Origin of the sequence: Paenibacillus sp. MDMC362 (assembly GCF_003269305.1) — a bacterium.
Lineage (GTDB): Bacteria > Bacillota > Bacilli > Paenibacillales > Paenibacillaceae > Paenibacillus_AQ.
The window spans coordinates 179,895-198,048 of record NZ_QLYT01000024.1 but is presented as its reverse complement, the minus strand read 5'-3'; the positions used below and the strand labels follow the sequence as shown (position 1 = coordinate 198,048).

Below are 18,154 nucleotides of genomic sequence, written 5' to 3'. Positions count from 1 at the left end.
TGAAGGTGACAATTCAGTCACTTACGATTAAATCACTTGTTTATAGAACTTAATTCGAAACTGCGTACCCTTGTCGCGGCTGCTTGTCACATCGATCACTCCGTTCTGGCTCGCAATGATGCTGTAAGCCATCGCAAGACCAATACCGATGCTCCCCTCGCTCGCATTTTTCCCTTTATAAAAACGTTTAAATATATACGGTAAATCTTCTCTTGGAATTCCCTTTCCGTTATCGGCAATGATAATTTCCGTAAATAGCGCATTTTCGGAAAAAGAAACGGCTATGCGTCCGCCTTCATGCGTGTGCTCGACGCCGTTTTTCAATATATTGATGAGCGCTTCGGCCGTCCATTTGAAATCACCGACAAAAGAGACGTTGTCATCACCCTTGATGGTTACCGTTTGGTCCTTGATTTCCAACGGAATCAACACCGGTTCTAATGCCTTTTGTATAAGCTTATTAACGAGTACCTGATCTTTTTTGAACTGGATTGTCTTTTCCTCTATTTTCGATAGCTTTAATAAGGAAGAAACAAGCCAATCGATTCGTTCAAGCTGAATACGGATATTGCGAGTGAACTCCGTTCTTTTCGCTGGGGGCAGGTCGGGTTTGCTTAATAAATCCGCCATCACCGTCATGGAGGTAAGCGGCGTTTTAAGCTGATGCGAGATATCGGAAATGGCATCCGTTAGCCCCGTTTTGTCTCGCTGTAGAAGCGACCTCTGCTCTGATAGCATAAGCGTTACTTTATAAATATCATTCCTTAAAATGCTAAGCTCACCTTCTTGATTATCGCGAGCGTCAAGTGAATAATTACCGCTGCTAATTTCACGCAAATAGACGGACAGCTTTTCAAGTTCGCGGTATCTCCATCTCGTGAATAGCAGACTGCTTCCCATAAGTAAAATAGACATGATGAAAACAAGCGCCGCGGCTACAGACGAAATAAAAGCAGCCGCAACGCCCCCCGCTAAACTGATGGAACCCATGATCAACAATAAAATCCGAATCTCTCGATTACGCAGCATCTAATCACCAACCTTATATCCTAAACCGCGTACCGTTTTGATCATCGTGGGATGCTGTGGATCATCCTCCAGCTTTTCCCGTAGCCTTTTGATATATACCGTTAGCGTATTGTCGTTCACGAAGTCGCCTGCCACGTCCCAAATCTGCTCCAAAAGCTGATTTCTTGATAGAACCTGCCCAATATGGTTACCAAAAATCAACAATAAGCGATACTCCAAAGCGGTCAATGAAATTTCGGCGCCGTTTTTATACACTTTTCCTTCCAGCGTATTCATGCGAACCTGGTTCAGGTTAATGATCCCTTGGGTCTGTGGCGACTTATGGTATCTCCGCAGGACGGACTTGATCCGCGAGAGAAGCTCGCGAATACGAAAAGGCTTTGTAATATAATCATCCGCTCCCATGTCAAGCCCCATCACGACATTGACCTCATCGTCGATCGCCGTTAAAAAGATGACCGGAATATCTCGTCGGTCTTTCACCATTTTGCACAATTCATAACCGCTTCCATCCGGAAGCGATAAATCAAATAAGCATAGAGCGAATTGATCTATATCTTCAGTGAGCACTTTTTTTGCAGATTCAACATCATAGCAAAGAACGGTAGAAAAGCGATCTTGCTGCAGCGAATATTCCAGCCCGGACGCAATTGTTTTATCATCTTCCACTAATAATATTATCATCTGCAGATCATCTTTACGAACGACCATGAAGGAATAAGCCTCCTATTTTCAAATGTCCGCTAGCTCAAGCTTAGCGGTCGTCAGGCATTTTCAAAGTACTCTCTTGATGTTATTCCCGATTAAAGATGTAGCTCTCCCAACATTAACACGTTATCAGGAATCCTTGCAAAAAGCGATGGAACTGAAACCCGTCATATTATTAATCGGCCTCGGTAGATAACTGGCCAGGGAAAAATTACGAAAAAAAACGCTAAGCCTGTCAAGATTGAAGGCTTAGCGTTATATTCGTAACGATGATTCCCGCAAGATGCTTACCCAAGAACCAAACGATCATCGGACAGCTTATGGCCGCTAATCTGCTCAAATTCCCCGAGCAGCTGCTCCACCGTCAAAGATTTCTTGCGCTCTTCGTTCACATCCAGAATGATACGCCCTTTGTCCATCATGATGAGGCGATTGCCAAGACGGATGGCTTGCTCCATGTTATGTGTGACCATGAGCGTGGTCAGCTTCATGTCGCGTACGATGTCATCGGTTATTCGGGTGATCAGCTCCGCACGCGCCGGATCAAGCGCTGCCGTATGTTCATCCAGGAGCAGGATTTGCGGCTGCGTGAAGGTCGCCATCAGCAAGCTTAGCGCTTGACGTTCCCCTCCGGACAGCATCCCTACTTTGGCTCGGAGCCGATCCTCGAGACCAATGCCAAGCCGCTCTAAATGCTTGCGGAAGCCTGCGCGCTTGGAGGCTGTGACGCCGATGCTCAGCCCGCGGGACTGGCCGCGGCGATGAGCCATCGCAAGATTCTCTTCAATGGTCATATGCGGCGCTGTCCCCGCCATCGGATCCTGAAATACCCGGCCGATCCAGCGGCTGCGACGATATTCCGGCAGATGGCCAATTGAAGTGCCGTCAATGCGTACTTCGCCCGCATCGGGCTTCATTACCCCGGAAATAATATTCATCAGCGTGGATTTGCCTGCACCATTACTTCCGATAACCGTTACGAAATCCCCCGGCTTCAAGTGAAGATTGATATCCATCAAGGCAATCTTCTCGTCCAAGGTTCCCGGATTGAACAGCTTGGACACACGGTTCATTTCCAGCATCAGAGCGCACCTCCTTTGGTCTTTCCTTGCGTAGCTAACAGTTCGGTTGAGCGCCTCCGTGCCTGTGAACGCTGCTTCATTGCCCGATTGATGGTCGGAACCACGAGAGCAATAATGACAATGATCGCTGTGATCAATTTTAAATCCGACGCTTCGAGCCATGGGATCTCATAAGCAGCAGCAACAACAATCCGATAAATAATCGAACCGCAGACTACAGCCAGCGTCGTCCGGAATACCGAACCGGTCCCCAGCACGGCTTCGCCAATAATAACGGATGCCAGACCGATAACAATCATTCCGATACCCGAACTGATGTCGGCAAAACTGGACTGCTGAGCAACCACGGCCCCGGATAAGGCGACCAGACCGTTTGAAATGCTAAGCCCCAAAATGGTTGTGGTGTCCGTGTTGGCACCAAAGCTGCGGATCATCCGCTTGTTATCTCCTGTCGCGCGCAGCGCAAGACCAAGATCCGTACGGAAGAATGCATCCAGCAGCAGTTTTCCGATAATTACGATCACCAACATTATATAGATCGGATCCATCGATCCGAAGATATTCTCTTCCTGGCTCAACGAAATATTAGGCTTGCCCATGATCCTCATATTGATCGAATACAGCGCTATCATCATAATAATACCCGATAGCAAACCGTTGATTTTACCCTTGGTATGCAGCAGGCCTGTGCAGATACCGGCTAACATGCCTCCGGCAAATGCCGCTAGCGTGGCAAGCCATGGATTCACACCGTTGGTAATCAGAATCGCCGCAATTGCGGCGCCTGTCGTAAAACTTCCATCTACCGTCAGATCCGGAAAATCCAGAATCCGGAACGTAATATATACGCCAAGTGCCATCAGCGCATACAACAGCCCCAATTCAATCGGACCATCCAGCCTCATCACGAAATCCAGCATGTCATTGACCTCCTTAAGGATTAAGAAGTAAGGCGCGGGCTGTTATCTCCGCGCCTTACCGTTACTCGATGATGTTGTTGTCCGGGTCCTTGACTTCCTGTTTCATGGCGTCGGTCACATCAATACCATAGTCAGCCGCAACCTTCGTGTTCAGAATCAGATCCAGCTTATCCGGCTTCGTCACTTCCATGTCCGCCGGATTCTTGCCGTTTTTCAGGATCTCTACAGCCATTTGTCCAACTTGATAGCCGTGGTCGTAATACTTAAATCCGACGGTTGCAAAAGCCCCCTTCTCCACCGTATCGCGGTCGCTGGAGAAGAACGGAATTTTATTCTTTTGTGCCGTTTGAATAATCGCGTCAACGCCGCTGACTACGACATTATCCAACGTGATATAGTAAGCATCTACCTTGCCGACTAACGACTCTGCGGCCTGCTTCACTTCCGAAGTGTTTGTGACAGCTGCCTTAACCAGCTCGATGCCGTGCTCGGCAAGCGCCTCTTCAGCCGTCTTTGCCATTACCACTGCATTGGCTTCCCCTTCATTAATGACTAGGCCGATTTTCTTCACGTCCGGGAAGTTAGTGCTGATGAAATCCATCAGCTGTTTAGCTGCCTCCGGATTAGTATCCGATGCCCCGGTCACGTTGCCACCCGGCTTCTGCAGGTCGCTCACCAGCTTCGCGTCAACCGGATCCGTCACCGCTGCGAACAGCACCGGCTTCTCCTTTACGTTCTCAGCCACGGCCTGTGCGGACGGGGTTGCGATAGCGACCACCAGATCCGACTTCGTATCCTTCAACTTCTGTCCGATCGACAGGTTGTTCGCCGGATCGCCTTGCGCATTGTTGTAATCAATTTTCAGCGTTTCGTCATCCTCCGAGATTCCAGCGTCCTTCAGAGCTGCCAGAATGCCTTCCCGCGTTGCATCCAAAGATGGATGTTCTACGATCTGCGAAATAGCGATGCTATAGGATTTCTTCTCCGCTTCTCCGCCGCTTCCCGTTTGAGTCGTACCGCCGTCTTCCGGCTTGTCCCCGCATCCTACCGCCGTAACCAGCAGTGCGGAGAGTGTTAGTGATAACCACATTTTTCTCTTCATCATGATTCCCCTCTCATTGGTTAACCGCTTTGTTCTAAACCATAATTTTCTACATAAAGCGACAACGCTTCCCCGCTTTCATCGACGAAAGCATTAAAGTCAAAAAATAGGTCGTTCCAATTGAACAACGGTCTATTATGAACATTTTATATGTACCCAATTGTTTTCGTCAATCAAGATTTTATAAAGCGTATGATGGTTTACATAAAGAACATCCCCGGATGTCACATGCTTCCGGGGATGTCAGCCAAATGAAGTATTATTTATATAGTAGAAAAAAAATCAATGTCTACAAAATCGATCGGCCATGCATCGTCGCTAACCACGCTTCGGCCATGAGCGCATGACCTGCCGGTGAAGGATGAACACCGTCAGCTGCCCAATAACTCATCTCTATCTTGGAGCTGGCTGCAGCAAAAATGCCGTCGAGCGGAACGTACAGCGTCTCAAATTCTCGCGATAATTCGCGAACGGCCTGAATTTTAGGATCCAGATCCTCCCGCCATTCCTTCTTCGCTTCCGTAACAGGCAGCAAGAACGGCTCCATGAGAATAAAGTTCGCGCCGGTTAACTCGCGGGTTTGGATAAGCAGCTCACGATACCCTTCATAGTAGGCTTCCACGGACGTTGCTTCACCACGGTTATACTTCCTGCCAGTCTCATTAATACCGACCAGGATGGATACCCATGTCGGATCCAGGTCAATGCAATCTTCCTCCCAGCGCCCCCGCAGATCGACGACCCTGTTACCGCTGATTCCGCGGTTTACAAATCGCAGCCTTTTCAAAGGCAGCTCCATGCTTAGCCGGGCAGCAGCCATCAGCGCATATCCGTTCCCCAAACTGTCCGACTCCTCGTAATTTCGACCGCAATCGGTAATACTGTCGCCCTGAAACAATACGAGTGCATTCTGTTCGATATGTACCATGCTGTTCAACGCCTCCAATAATTGAAAGTGTTCTCAAGCTCACCCCTTCATCATAACCGCTTTCCTGCAATCGTGAAACCCCTTAAATTCACATATCATGGCAAACTTTCTATACATTTAAGTTGACTATGTGAAGTGAATTCACTACAATTCTATAGGTACACGTATGGCTGAATATATAAAAGAACAGGTGATTAAATCATGTCAGAGCAACAGAACTATCAGATCCTTCTCTATTATAAATTTGTTCAAATCCCGGACCCTGAAGCGTTCAAAGACGAGCATCTGCAATACTGCAAAGATCTCGGACTCAAAGGACGGATTCTGGTTGCCTCCGAAGGCATCAATGGCACGGTATCCGGCACGATTGAACAAACTGAGCAATATATGCAGGATATGCACGCCAACCCGCTATTTGCGGACATGGTATTTAAGATTGACCCTTCCGAAGGGCATGCATTCAAAAAGATGTTTGTCCGTCACCGCGAAGAACTCGTTACCTTCCGGGTGGAGGATGAGCTCGACCCTAACGAGATTAGCGGAAAACGCTTGTCGCCTCAGGAATTCTTTGAACACTTGCAGCGTGATGATGTCATCGTCATCGACGGGCGGAATGACTACGAATACGATATCGGCCACTTCCGCAATGCGATACGTCCAGAGGTGCAATCGTTCCGTGAGTTTCCGGAGTGGATTCGCGAGAACCTGAGCGAGCACAAGGATAAAACCATCCTGACTTACTGCACAGGGGGCATTCGCTGTGAGAAGCTGACCGGCTTCATGCTTAAGGAAGGCTTCAAAGACGTTGCCCAGCTTGAGGGCGGCATTGTCACCTACGGTAAAGACCCTGAAGTCCAAGGCCGTCTGTTCGACGGGAAATGTTATGTATTTGATGAGCGTATTGCCGTGCCGATCAATCAAACGGACGAGGATGTCATCGTTGGTAAATGCCACCATTGCGGAAAGCCTGAAGATCGGTATATCAATTGCGATAACGACGCTTGTCACCTGCAGCATGTATGCTGCGAAGAGTGTGAGGAGCTTCATCATAGCTGCTGCTCTGCGGAGTGTGAAGAGATTGTTGCTGCAAGCCACAATGCTTCCTGAGCCAAGCCAGCCATAAATGCTATAACCAAACGAAAGGGCAAGGTGCGAATCACTCGCACCTTGCCCTTTTACTATACGATCTCGTCTACATTCAGACGTATTAAATATCATGGAAAACAGCCAGTTCAGCTTCGATAGCAGCTTTGATCTTCTCGACGCATTCTTCCGTCGTTGCCGCGAATACACGTTTACCATTCACCAGTGCATATGGCCGCAGCTTGCATAGACCGCAAAGATTCATGCAATCAGCCCGCAGGACAGCGATTTCGGGATACAATTCCTCAAGATGCTCAAGTTCCAAAGCACTCATCAAGTTGCTGTCGCATATTTCCACAACAACAATCCCCATCCCCATCTTCATCACCACTATTCAATATGACAATACGTTCATTCATTATGAGGAAAACGTCCGGTTTTGTCAAATCGGTCTTTGTAGATGTCAATGAATGAGGGATTCCGCCCCATCAATGTAGATTTCAGTGCCGGTAATATGGGAAGCATCATCGGATGCAAGAAATGCTACAAGCTGGGCAACCTGTGAGGGCTGTCCCGGTCCATCCGCCAAGGGCTGGTCACCTTCCGGATATTCAATTGGGATCGTCACCTCGTCCAGCTCAGGCTTCGCAATGGTGCTCTCATCAATGTTGGTGGCAATCGCGCCGGGGCAAATGGCGTTCACCCGGATTTTATAACGTGCAAGCTCCAGAGCCGCCATCTTCATGAAAGCCACCTGCCCGGCCTTCGTGGTGCTGTAGGCTGAGAAGCCAAAGCCGGTAAACACCCGGTTACCGTTAATGGAGCTCGTAATGATGATACTGCCTCCATGCTCCTTCAAATAGGGAATCGCATATTTAACGGTGGCAAACGTTCCTCTTAGATTAGTATTGATCGTAGCATCCCATTCATCCAGCTCCATGATCTCGATCGGGGCCTTGGTCCCGTTGATCCCGGCGTTGGCAAACACGATATCAATCTTTCCCCACTTCTCGGCAGCCTGGCTATAGCAATCCTTCAACGATTGCGCCTTGGAAATATCGCAGTTGCCGGTTAGCGCTTCGCCCCCGGCTTGTTCAATCGTTTGTTTAACCTTCTCCACGCGTTCACGATCAATATCGATCAACAGCAGTTTAGCTCCTTGCTCCGCCAAAAGAAGGGCTGCGGCCTGGCCGATTCCGGAACCAGCACCGGTAACGATGGCTACCTTACCATCCAAACGTTGATTTGTTGACATTGCCACAACCTCCTCGTTTAAGTTTTCCTGATTATAGATAACCAACGAGTCCGTGTCTGAATCTTGGTGCCTCAAGCTGTTATGATGCCTGTGCGTATCAATCCCCTCTCTGTTAAAAACTCTCCAGTCCGTAAAAAAGAAATCGCTCCCCGGCTCTTTACGGTAAACAGCTTACCACTCGAGCCGTACGAACGATCTCTACGTTCATTCGCTATGCGATTACTTGTTCTTTCGAACCTAAAGCTGGAATACCGCTGGTTTTACGCATACCGGCTTGGATTGCGAAACCGTATATCCTGTAAAGGCAAGTTTGCCATCTTCCGGATTCACGTTAAACAATACCAGGTTATTTCCGTCTCTATTAGCAACAATCAGGAATTTGCCCCCAGGCATGAGTGTAAAATGACGCGGGTGCCCGCCTTCCGTCGAAATATATTGAACCGGGCTTAAGCGACCGGTATCTTCATGCACGTTGAATACAACAATGCTGTCATGTCCGCGGTTAGATCCGTATACCGTTTTGCCATCCTCGGATACGGCGATTTCAGCACAGTAACTCTCCCCGTCAAAATCAGCAGGCAGTGTCGATATCGTCTCCAGCACCTCCAAACGACCTTCGTCTTGGATATAGCGCAGCACCGTGACACTGGAATTCAGCTCGTTGATGACATACGCATAAGCCCCGCTTGGGTGGAACGCCAGATGGCGGGGGCCTACGCCCGCTTCCAGCTGGGTTTCGCCATGAAAGCTTAATTCTTGGGCATCCTCATTTACCGTGTAAGCAAGAATTTTGTCCAGTCCCAAGTCCTGTACGAACACGTATTGACCATCCGGACTGTAAAACGCCGAATGCGCTCTGGATTGCTGATCTTCCCGCACAGTCACGAGATCGGCATGTCTCTTCTGATCCAACAGTTCACCGGCTTGTCCATCCTTACCGATCGGATGAAGACCTACCAAGCCTCCATGATAACTCGAAACAATCAGATACTTACCCGCTTCATCACGCTGGATATGGCAAGTAGAGCTGCTCACACTGCGAACACGGCTGCGTTCGGTCAGCTTGCCGGCAATAGGGTCAATCTCAAAGCTAATGACCTCGCCAGCCTTACCGCCATCCCCTGAAATTTCGCCGATGGCATATATACGTCCAGCTTCCGGGTCCACGTTCAAGAAGGTCGGATTCTTAATGCCGGACACCTCATCAAGCAGCTTCAATTTACCGCTATCCTCGTTAAATTCATATACGCATACTCCGCTTTGGTTATCTTCCGCATACGCACCTGTAAACAGCAGCGTACGCTGTGATGGATTCGTCATAATGCCTATCTCTCCTCTCGATTATCTATAATGATCATGATTTATGTAATGTACTTTCAGTTACCATGTTAACTTCAACCCCAATGAAAATCAAATGACTTAAGGTCTGATGCCTGTTTGTCTTTTGTCGTACCGGGTATGTATGTATTATATCGATTTGAAGGAGGTATTCCCATGAAACAACCGAACAGCGAGGAAGTACGCAATCAGCAGAATGCGGAGAATGACTCTCAGGAGCAAAGAGACAAGGTAAAGAAACATCAGGATGTGGAGCCTCAGGCGGAAAATTGGAACCCTCGGGATCTCCCCGATCCGAACGATAACGATAAATCAAAATCATAATCGCTTATATAAGAAGGCCGCATGGCAATGTCCATGCGGCCTTCTTATTATGATTGTGTCGCAAAGCTTGGATAATTAGCCTTCCAGGAGCAGCGACTCTGGATCTTCAAGGAGCTCTTTAACCGTTACCAGGAAGCGAACCGCTTCGGAACCATCAACGATCCGATGATCATAAGACAATGCGATGTACATCATAGGACGATTCTCCATACGCTCAGCATCAATCGCTACCGGGCGAAGCTGGATTTTGTGCATCCCGAGGATACCCACCTGAGGCGTATTCAGGATCGGCGTAGACAACAGCGAGCCGAAGACGCCGCCATTCGTAATCGTAAATGTACCGCCTTGAAGCTCAGACAAGGACAGCGCATTATTACGAGCTTTCGCAGCCAGATTGCCGATTTCCTTCTCAATCTCGGCAAAGCCAAGACGATCTGCATCGCGCACGACCGGAACAACAAGTCCTTCTTTCGCGGACACCGCGATTCCGATATCGTAGAATTTCTTCACAACAATATCGTCGCCATCGATCTCGGCATTCAGATGCGGGAACCTCTTCAACGCACCTACAACCGCTTTGGTGAAGAAGGACATGAAACCTAGGCCTACGTCATGCTTCTCTTGAAAAGCTTGCTTACGACGCTTGCGCACATCCAGGATCGCTGTCATATCCACTTCATTGAAGGTAGTCAGCATGGCAGCCGTATGCTGCGCTTCAACCAAACGATTTGCAATCGTTTGACGACGACGGGACATGCGGGTGCGTTCTACCGGCTTGCCATACTCAGCGGTCGGAGCTTGTGCTGCCGGTGCAGCAGTGGAAGCTGCGGGCTTGCTTGGTGCAGCAGGCTGTTTGGCTTCATTATGATTCTTCACATCATCATGGTAAATCCGACCGATTGGGTCGCGGCCCTGTACCTGGTCCAGATCAATCCCGCGTTCACGAGCCAGTTTGCGTGCGGATGGCGATGCAGTCAGACCCGCTCCTTCCTCGTTCTGAGCCGGTACCGGAGCTTGCGGCTTCGGTGCTTCTGCTGCGGGTGCCGGAGCAGCCTCCGTTTGCACGGATGCAGGAGCTTCAGCCGCCTTCGCTGCCGGTGCGCTTGTAACGCCTTCCTGTGGAGAAATTTGACCGATGACTTCACCAATCGTTACATTCTCCCCTTCTTGACGAAGGATTTTTTCCACAACGCCTTCAGACTCCGCGCTAATTTCAAGATTAACCTTATCCGTTTCTAACTCGAGCAGCACATCACCGATGTTAACGCTATCCCCTTCTTTAACGTGCCATTTGAATATCGTTCCTTCGGTGATGGATTCGCCCATAGCTGGTACAGTAATTTCGCTCACAGCCGCTACCTCCCCAATGAGATCTCTTGATTTATAGTTTTACGATTAAGGGCAAAAGAAATGATGGTCTGTTGCTCATAAGCATGAACATCCTGATAGCCGCTAGCAGGGCTCGAACGCTCAGGACGTCCGCTGTAACGGACCTCTGTGCCTTTAGGTGCAATTTCGCGAATTCTTGGTTCCATGAAGCTCCAGCTACCCATGTTCTGAGGTTCTTCCTGAACCCACAGAATCTCTTTCAGGTTCGGATACTTCTGCAACACACGGGAAATTTCTTCTTTAGGGAACGGATACAGCTGTTCCACACGAAGAATATGAATCCAAGACTGATCCTGATCCTTCTGCTTATCCAGCGCGTCCTCCAAATCGATGGCAACTTTACCCGAGCACAGAACAAGGCGCTCCACCTTCTTCGGTGATTGGCCAAGACCCGGCTGTTCCATCACTTTCTGGAAACCGCCCTCACTGAACGCGTTCACAGGCGATGCCACGCGCGGATTACGAATCAAGCTCTTCGGTGCCATAATCACCAGCGGTCTGGCATCTTCGGTTTCGGTCAAGGAAGCCTGTTTGCGCAGCAGATGGAAATACTGAGCAGCGGAAGTCAGATTCGCAACCGTCCAGTTGTCTTCTCCACTCAGCTGGAGGAAGCGTTCCAGTCTTGCACTGGAGTGCTCAGGACCATTTCCTTCATACCCGTGAGGGAGCAGCATGACCAAGCTGGACTTCTGTCTCCACTTGGAGCGGCCGGCCGTGATGAACTGGTCAATGATAACCTGGGCACAGTTAACGAAATCACCATACTGCGCCTCCCAGATCACCAAAGTCTCAGGAGAGTACACATTGTAGCCATATTCGAATCCAACGACGGCCGCTTCGGTCAACGGGCTGTTATGGATCGCGAACGAAGCCTTAGCTTGCGGCAACCGGTGCAGCGGGCAGAAGGTCTCCCCAGTAACCGCATCGTGAAGCACGAGGTTACGATGGGCAAACGTTGCACGTTCGGCATCCTGTCCCGTAATCCGGATCGGCTTGCCGTCGGCAAGAATCGTAGCGAAAGCCAGCGTTTCGGCATGGCCCCAGTCCACCTTCTCGCCCTCGTCGAGCGAATTGCTGCGGCGCTCGAGAATACGTTGAAGCTTCGGATATACCGTAAAGCCTTGCGGCCACTGTAGGAGCTCGCGATTAATCCCGCGCAGCACTTCTGCAGACACATTCGTAGCTACTTCCGTCTTGGATTTACCGTCAGTAGCGTTCAGTCCTAGCAGGATCTGATCAACAGGATCCTTCGACTTCACGCTCTCGTAAGAATTCTTCAGGACCTCCAGGACGCTATTCTTCAGACCGTCCACTTGTTCTTGGGTCAGAATGTTTCCATCCACCAGTTTCTTCATATAAATCGTGCTGACGGTTGGGTGGTTCTTCACCTTCTGGTAGATCAGCGGCTGGGTTGTTTCCGGATCATCGGTTTCGTTATGGCCATATTTCCGGTAACCGACAAGATCAATCAGAATGCTCTTCTTGAATTTGTTGCGATAATCGCTAGCTAGACGAGCAACCGCGATACACGCTTCCGGATCGTCAGCGTTCACGTGGATAATCGGAATCTCATATCCTTTTGCCAAATCACTCGCATAATGAGTGGATCTGGAATCCTTGCCTTCTGTCGTAAATCCGATACGGTTATTCACGATAATGTGAATCGATCCGCCCGTGCGGAATGCCGGCAGTTTATTAAAGTTCAAGGTTTCCGGCACAATCCCTTCGCCAGGGAACGCGGAATCACCATGAATTTGAATGCTCAGCGCTTTGTTTACATCCTGCTTCGGATAACCCGCTTCGCTGCGATCCTCCTGAGCAGCACGAGCAAAGCCCTCTACCACCGGATTGACATATTCCAGGTGACTCGGGTTGTTTGCAAGTGTAATCCGAACCTGCCGTGCTTCATCCTTCTTCAGATAACGGTCCGCGCCCAAATGATACTTCACGTCACCTGTCCAGCCATAGTTAATGCCCATGGAGCCTTCGGATGGAACGAGATGTTTATTCGGTGAGTGCATGAACTCCGAGAAAATCTTGCTGTAATCCTTGCCCAGTACATGAGCGAGGACGTTCAAACGACCGCGGTGTGCCATCCCCACGAGAATGGAATTGACATCCACTTCGGCCATTTGGCGAACGATCTCGTCTAGCAGCGGTACGAGTGCTTCGTTGCCCTCAACCGAGAAGCGTTTCGCACCTACGAACGTGCGGTGCAGGAATTCCTCGAATTGCTCGGCCTCAAGCAGCTTTTTCAAAAGCCCCTTGCGCTCTTCTACGCTCAGGGCGGACAAATAACGTCCGGATTCGGCCTGCTGGTTGAGCCATTTGCGTTCTTCTTCATCGTGAACATGGCTAAATTCATAGGCAATGGAGCCTGTATATAGTTGTAACAGCCGCTGGATTGCCTCTAAGCCATTCTTGATATCGCTAGGAGCCTCCTCCCAGACGATCTCTGCAGGCAGGGCTGCCAAATCCGCTTGGCTGAGTTGGTAGCTTTCTGGTTGAAGCAGACGCGTATCAGCTTCGTTTCCAATTCCAATCGGATCAATGTCGGCGGCCAGATGACCGTAGGTTCTGATGTTCCATACCAGTTTGCCGGCAGCTACCCCTTTTTTCAGTAATTGCGGGTCGTAGCTAACACCTTGTCCCTGCGAATCCGCTTTCTTTTCATTGTTTTCCAAAGATGGAGGTGGTCCCCAGCTGGCGAACAGCTCACGGTATCCTGGCTCCACAGATTGCGGGTCTTGCAAAAACTTCTCATACTGATCTTGAATGTACCCCAAGTTCGGACCGTGATATTTCTGCCAAGGTCCATCTGTCATTCTGTCAAGGGTCTTCATCGCTGACTCCCTCCGTCAGATTATTTTGATTGCTCAAGGACGGAATTTCTAATTTTACATTTTACATGCTGCATTTTACATTAAATAAACGTTTTCTTACGATTACATTATAATACACTTGGCCTCAATACCGAAAATACCCTTTATATATAATAATGATCTCAGAAACAGATGAATTTGCGTCAATTTATTGACGAATTGTCCACGAACCATCCAATTCTTAGTATAGGGTTCCAATTAAAGTCATTAATCAGAAAAAATATCCACCTCCAGCAAGTCCATCTGCCGCAGAGGTGCAGGTCCGGTATTCATCCCCATCAGCCCGAGAAGCTGTTTGGCGTTATCGGAAGCATCGCCTCCCGAGTTGTTATTGAATATGATCCAGCACTGCTTCGACTTCTCAAGCAATTGCCCGATCCAAACCTTCCACTGCTCCAATTCCTCTAAGCTGTAACGGTATAAATACCGCACCTCGCGCCAATTGGGCTGACCGCTGGAGTGCCACCCTTCGGCGTTACGTCCATGCATCCGGATCATCACAGCCTCTGTACTCGTTGTCTCAAGCACGACCGGTACGGATCCTATGCCTGCTTGCGGCTCGTCGGCAATGCTGTGAATCCAGCCCTCGCTTCGCATAAACTCAAGCGTCTTCTCCCGGAACTCCGGCGCATACCAGCTCTGATGCCGAAATTCCAGGGCTACCGGCACATCCTTCATCCACTCCCGCGTACGCTTCAGAATGTCCACGTGTTTGCGTTCGCATCCGAACCAGGGCGGGTATTGAAAAAGAACAGTCCTTAATTTGTCCGCAGCCCGCAGCTCCTCAACTGACGTGAGCAAATGATCAAACATCGTTTTGACGCTAGGATATCTGTCCTTGCGCTGGTCGCGTGCATGACCTGTCATGCCTTGATAGGCTTTTACAATAAAACCGAAGTGGTCCGGGACGGCTGCTGCCCACTTATTCATTTGTTCCGGAGACGGTATGGCATAAAACGAATTGTCCATCTCCACGATGGGAAAATGCCGGCTGTACATTTCCAGCCTGTCCGAAGGCCTCGCCCCTTCATCATACAGCTTGTCATGATCCCCCCATCCAGACAGGCCCACCTGAATCACTTGCTCATGCTTTTCTTCCTTTAACATAACTATCCTCTCATCCACATGATTTACCATATCGGGGACTTCTATTAATTAACCCCAAACGGGATATTTCAAAAGCAGGGCAGCCCCTTAGTGATATTACCAATGCCTTCATATTCGCTTACTTCTGATCGTAAAAAACATGATGCGCCTCCAGCATTCCGTTCTCGATGAACATCCTTCCATAGGAGTACCGGGGCTGCCGCCTTTTATCGGTGGCGGAACCGGGATTGAAGAGCAGCACCCCATGCACATGTTCTTTAAACGGGATATGGGAGTGACCGAACAAGATACAATCCACCTCCGTGTCCGCAAAAGCCTTCCTTGCGCGGGACGGCGTTGTTCCTCCTTGTCCGTGCCCATGCACAATACCGATGCGTTTCCCTTCGATTTCGACCAGCTTCTTGTAACCTAAACGTTCTATGATCCGCTCATCGTCCACGTTTCCGGCTACACCTTCCACCGTGGCATATTGACTAAGCTGTTCATAGAGCTCCCAATTGGACCAGTCACCGGCATGAAGGATAAGATCCGAATGCCTTATTTCTTCAAGCAGCGAGGCTGGGAGCTCTTTCGCTTTTCTTGGCATATGGGTGTCTGACAATACCGTAATCCGAAATGGATGACTCATCTGATGGCCCCCCTCTTCATGTTATGTAATGCTGAGATATCTGCTTTCTAACGCTAATCTATATCCTACCAAATAATTGAACCCAAACAAAACCGCGCAGAGTGAGCTGCGCGGTTTGTTGGTCTGTTATCTGACAGAAAAAAATTCCAATCACAAGTTTTAGTTTGTCCATGTGCTGAATACAATGTATGAGCATGAAAGTACAAGCTTTTTTACTTATCCATGTTCTTTACGAGAGGTGGAAGTCAATGAGTATTTTTATTAGCTACATGATTCTGGGACTTTCTCTATCAGCCCCCGTAGGCCCGGTCAATGCAGCGCAGCTCGACAAAGGGATCAAGAAAGGTTTTTGGCATGCATGGTTATTCGGCGTCGGTGCGGTCCTGGCGGACATCCTTTATATGATTCTGGTCTACCTGGGCGTTGTTCACTTTCTGAGTACGCCATTCATGCAGACCTTTCTGTGGCTGTTCGGTGCCTTTGTTCTTATCTATTCCGGGCTGGAAAGCATCCTGAACGCTAATAAAGTGACGATCAGCCAAGAGAGTAATGAAGATTCATTATGGAGAAGCATGCTCTCCGGATTTCTCATGTCCGTATCCAATCCGATGACGATTCTGTTCTGGCTCGGTATCTACGGCTCCATTCTCGTCAAAACTGCGGCGGACGAGGGATCCGGAAATCTGTTTCTTTACAGCGTGGCCGTGATCGCAGGAGTCGTGATATGGGATTTGTTCATGGCTGCACTCGGCAGTGTATTCCGCCGATATTTAAGCAATAGAGCCCTCTCCCTGGTCTCCATTATTTCCGGACTCTCGTTGATCGTCTTCGGCGTTTATTTTGGAATCCGGGCCCTCGCCCTGCTATATCCGCTCATATTCTAACGGGCCGGCTTGGGGCGGAACTTGGGCTTGTCCGCCTCTCTCGCGCGGCCTTGCCCGGATTTCTTCCACACGGAGCGCATGATTAGCACGACCAGGCCGATTACCAGAATAAATCCGAGGCTGATCCAGAGCCCCGGGCGGCTCGTGGGGTGCAGTGCGGTTCCACTGACGGCAGCCGCAATCAAAAGCATCCCGATATATCGTTTGATTTTGCCCCAAACCGTAAGCTCTATGAGCCGGCCAGCGGATATGAGGATGAAGAACCAATTATAGAGCAGCATAAGTCCTGCACCGGTCGTTAAATATTCATAAATCTTGCCTGGCATGAGCAAAGACAACACAATGGATACAATCAATCCGATAGCTGTGAGGGATAGTGCATAGATGGGCGTATCCCGTTTAAACTTTTTCCTGGAAAAAAGCCTGGGAGCGTCCTTATCTTCGGATAACGTAACGAGCATCGTGGTCACGGCATACAGCGAGGCAACCATGGTCGAGAAACCGGCTATAATCAATACAGCATTAAAGATATGGGGGATAAATGGAAGCTGGTAAGAGCTTAGCGCGACAACAAATGGACTTTTCGTCGTGGAGAATTGATTCCAGGCCACCATGACCACCGCCATGCCAATAGAAAGAACGTATACGATGGATAGCAGCAGGATCATCACTCTACCCGCTTTGGGTGCTTCCTTCGGATTCTTCAAGCGAATCGCCATGACCCCCATGACTTCAATTCCGCCAAAGGCATAAAATGCAAAAATCAGGGACGACCACATGCCCATGCCGCCTGCCGGAAAAACTGCGTTCAGGCTGCCAGGAACGTGCAGCTTCGTTCCTCCTTTTAACCACCCCATCAAGGCGGCGGCAGCAATGACGAGAAACATGACAATCGCGGCGACCTTTATCACAGCCAATACATTCTCCAGCCGATCAAATCCTTTGTTCCCGATCCATATGACAAACAATCCCAATACGGCATAACCTGACGCAAAAATCCACATGGGAACGCCGGGAAACCAAAATCGCGAGAAAATCGCAAGCGCCGTCATCTGACTCCCCATGATCAACACTTCGGAGCACCAGTACATCCACCCTGTCGAGAAGCCTGCCCATCGGCCGTAGGCTTTTTTGGCATAGGTTCGGAACGAGCCCTTCTGCGGGTCATCGGCCGTCATCCGCGACAAAACATCAAATACGAAGAAGGTGGCTGTCGCCGCCAATATAATCGATAGAAGAAAAGCCGGTCCTCCCAGCCGGATGCCTAATGCAGATCCGAGAAAGTACCCTGTGCCGATCGTTGATGCAACCCCCAGCAGCGATAGCTGCCACCATCTCAAGTTCCCTGCCTCCGTCTTCGCCCCTTTGTTCACGGCTCAATCCTCCAGAATATTATTATGGGTTCGTTCAAAACTTTCCTTATTATGAAGGAAACGTCCGCGCTTTATGTACAAGGCGGCTGACCTAAAAATACCTTTTAGGAAAAACAGAAGGC

General features: G+C 49.4%; 17 protein-coding genes. 3 read left to right on the top strand and 14 right to left on the bottom strand.

Annotated features, from left to right (window positions below):
* Positions 1 to 27: 27 nt before the first annotated feature.
* From DP091_RS13370 to DP091_RS13345, 6 genes are all read right to left on the bottom strand, one after another.
* On the bottom strand, positions 28 to 1,029 hold the full coding sequence (locus DP091_RS13370) for a sensor histidine kinase (RefSeq protein ID WP_113058750.1): 1,002 nt from the start codon (positions 1,027 to 1,029) through the stop codon (positions 28 to 30).
* Positions 1,030 to 1,713 (bottom strand): response regulator transcription factor, encoded by a 684-nt coding sequence (locus DP091_RS13365; RefSeq protein ID WP_113058868.1) that lies wholly within the window; start codon positions 1,711 to 1,713, stop codon positions 1,030 to 1,032.
* Between the two features lie 311 nt (positions 1,714 to 2,024).
* Positions 2,025 to 2,819, bottom strand: coding sequence for an ABC transporter ATP-binding protein (locus tag DP091_RS13360; protein WP_113058749.1), 795 nt, complete (start codon positions 2,817 to 2,819; stop codon positions 2,025 to 2,027).
* Complete coding sequence (locus DP091_RS13355; RefSeq protein ID WP_113058748.1) at positions 2,819 to 3,739, bottom strand: ABC transporter permease; 921 nt, start codon at positions 3,737 to 3,739, stop codon at positions 2,819 to 2,821. The genes DP091_RS13360 and DP091_RS13355 overlap by 1 nt, the downstream gene beginning before the upstream one ends.
* 61 nt (positions 3,740 to 3,800) lie before the next feature.
* Positions 3,801 to 4,841, bottom strand: a complete 1,041-nt coding sequence (locus tag DP091_RS13350) for an ABC transporter substrate-binding protein (protein WP_113058747.1) — start codon at positions 4,839 to 4,841, stop codon at positions 3,801 to 3,803.
* Positions 4,842 to 5,130: 289 nt separating this feature from the next.
* Positions 5,131 to 5,769 (bottom strand): SGNH/GDSL hydrolase family protein, encoded by a 639-nt coding sequence (locus tag DP091_RS13345; protein ID WP_113058746.1) that lies wholly within the window; start codon positions 5,767 to 5,769, stop codon positions 5,131 to 5,133.
* Between the two features lie 201 nt (positions 5,770 to 5,970).
* Here DP091_RS13345 and trhO point away from each other — a divergent pair, with 201 nt between their 5' ends.
* Positions 5,971 to 6,876, top strand: coding sequence for an oxygen-dependent tRNA uridine(34) hydroxylase TrhO (gene trhO / locus DP091_RS13340; protein ID WP_113058745.1), 906 nt, complete (start codon positions 5,971 to 5,973; stop codon positions 6,874 to 6,876).
* Between the two features lie 100 nt (positions 6,877 to 6,976).
* On the opposite strand, the gene DP091_RS13335 is transcribed toward trhO, so the two are convergent.
* From DP091_RS13335 to DP091_RS13325, 3 genes are all read right to left on the bottom strand, one after another.
* Positions 6,977 to 7,225 (bottom strand): YuzB family protein, encoded by a 249-nt coding sequence (locus tag DP091_RS13335; RefSeq protein ID WP_015736210.1) that lies wholly within the window; start codon positions 7,223 to 7,225, stop codon positions 6,977 to 6,979.
* Between the two features lie 90 nt (positions 7,226 to 7,315).
* Positions 7,316 to 8,107: an SDR family oxidoreductase gene (locus DP091_RS13330; RefSeq protein ID WP_113058744.1), complete on the bottom strand. Its 792-nt coding sequence runs from the start codon at positions 8,105 to 8,107 to the stop codon at positions 7,316 to 7,318.
* A gap of 237 nt (positions 8,108 to 8,344) precedes the next feature.
* A complete protein-coding gene (locus tag DP091_RS13325) occupies positions 8,345 to 9,427 on the bottom strand; it encodes a lactonase family protein (RefSeq protein ID WP_113058743.1) in 1,083 nt (360 codons plus the stop codon).
* A gap of 174 nt (positions 9,428 to 9,601) precedes the next feature.
* On the opposite strand from DP091_RS13325, the gene DP091_RS31330 reads away from it, so the two are divergent.
* Positions 9,602 to 9,769 carry a hypothetical protein gene (locus DP091_RS31330; protein ID WP_181469796.1) on the top strand — a complete coding sequence of 56 codons (168 nt, stop codon included), beginning with the start codon at positions 9,602 to 9,604 and terminating at the stop codon, positions 9,767 to 9,769.
* A 75-nt stretch (positions 9,770 to 9,844) separates the two neighbouring features.
* Here DP091_RS31330 and odhB read toward each other — a convergent pair whose 3' ends face one another.
* The 4 genes from odhB to DP091_RS13305 form a co-directional block, all read right to left on the bottom strand.
* A complete protein-coding gene (odhB, locus tag DP091_RS13320) occupies positions 9,845 to 11,119 on the bottom strand; it encodes a 2-oxoglutarate dehydrogenase complex dihydrolipoyllysine-residue succinyltransferase (protein ID WP_113058742.1) in 1,275 nt (424 codons plus the stop codon).
* A gap of 5 nt (positions 11,120 to 11,124) precedes the next feature.
* Complete coding sequence (locus tag DP091_RS13315) at positions 11,125 to 14,001, bottom strand: 2-oxoglutarate dehydrogenase E1 component (protein WP_113058741.1); 2,877 nt, start codon at positions 13,999 to 14,001, stop codon at positions 11,125 to 11,127.
* 246 nt (positions 14,002 to 14,247) lie between these two features.
* Positions 14,248 to 15,147 (bottom strand): DUF72 domain-containing protein, encoded by a 900-nt coding sequence (locus tag DP091_RS13310; protein ID WP_258394504.1) that lies wholly within the window; start codon positions 15,145 to 15,147, stop codon positions 14,248 to 14,250.
* 118 nt (positions 15,148 to 15,265) lie between these two features.
* On the bottom strand, positions 15,266 to 15,775 hold the full coding sequence (locus DP091_RS13305) for a metallophosphoesterase family protein (RefSeq protein ID WP_113058739.1): 510 nt from the start codon (positions 15,773 to 15,775) through the stop codon (positions 15,266 to 15,268).
* Between the two features lie 248 nt (positions 15,776 to 16,023).
* Here DP091_RS13305 and DP091_RS13300 point away from each other — a divergent pair, with 248 nt between their 5' ends.
* A complete protein-coding gene (locus DP091_RS13300; RefSeq protein WP_113058738.1) occupies positions 16,024 to 16,659 on the top strand; it encodes a LysE family transporter in 636 nt (211 codons plus the stop codon).
* Here the strand turns inward: DP091_RS13300 and DP091_RS13295 are convergent.
* Positions 16,656 to 18,032, bottom strand: coding sequence for an amino acid permease (locus tag DP091_RS13295; RefSeq protein WP_113058737.1), 1,377 nt, complete (start codon positions 18,030 to 18,032; stop codon positions 16,656 to 16,658). The genes DP091_RS13300 and DP091_RS13295 overlap by 4 nt on opposite strands.
* Positions 18,033 to 18,154: the final 122 nt, after the last annotated feature.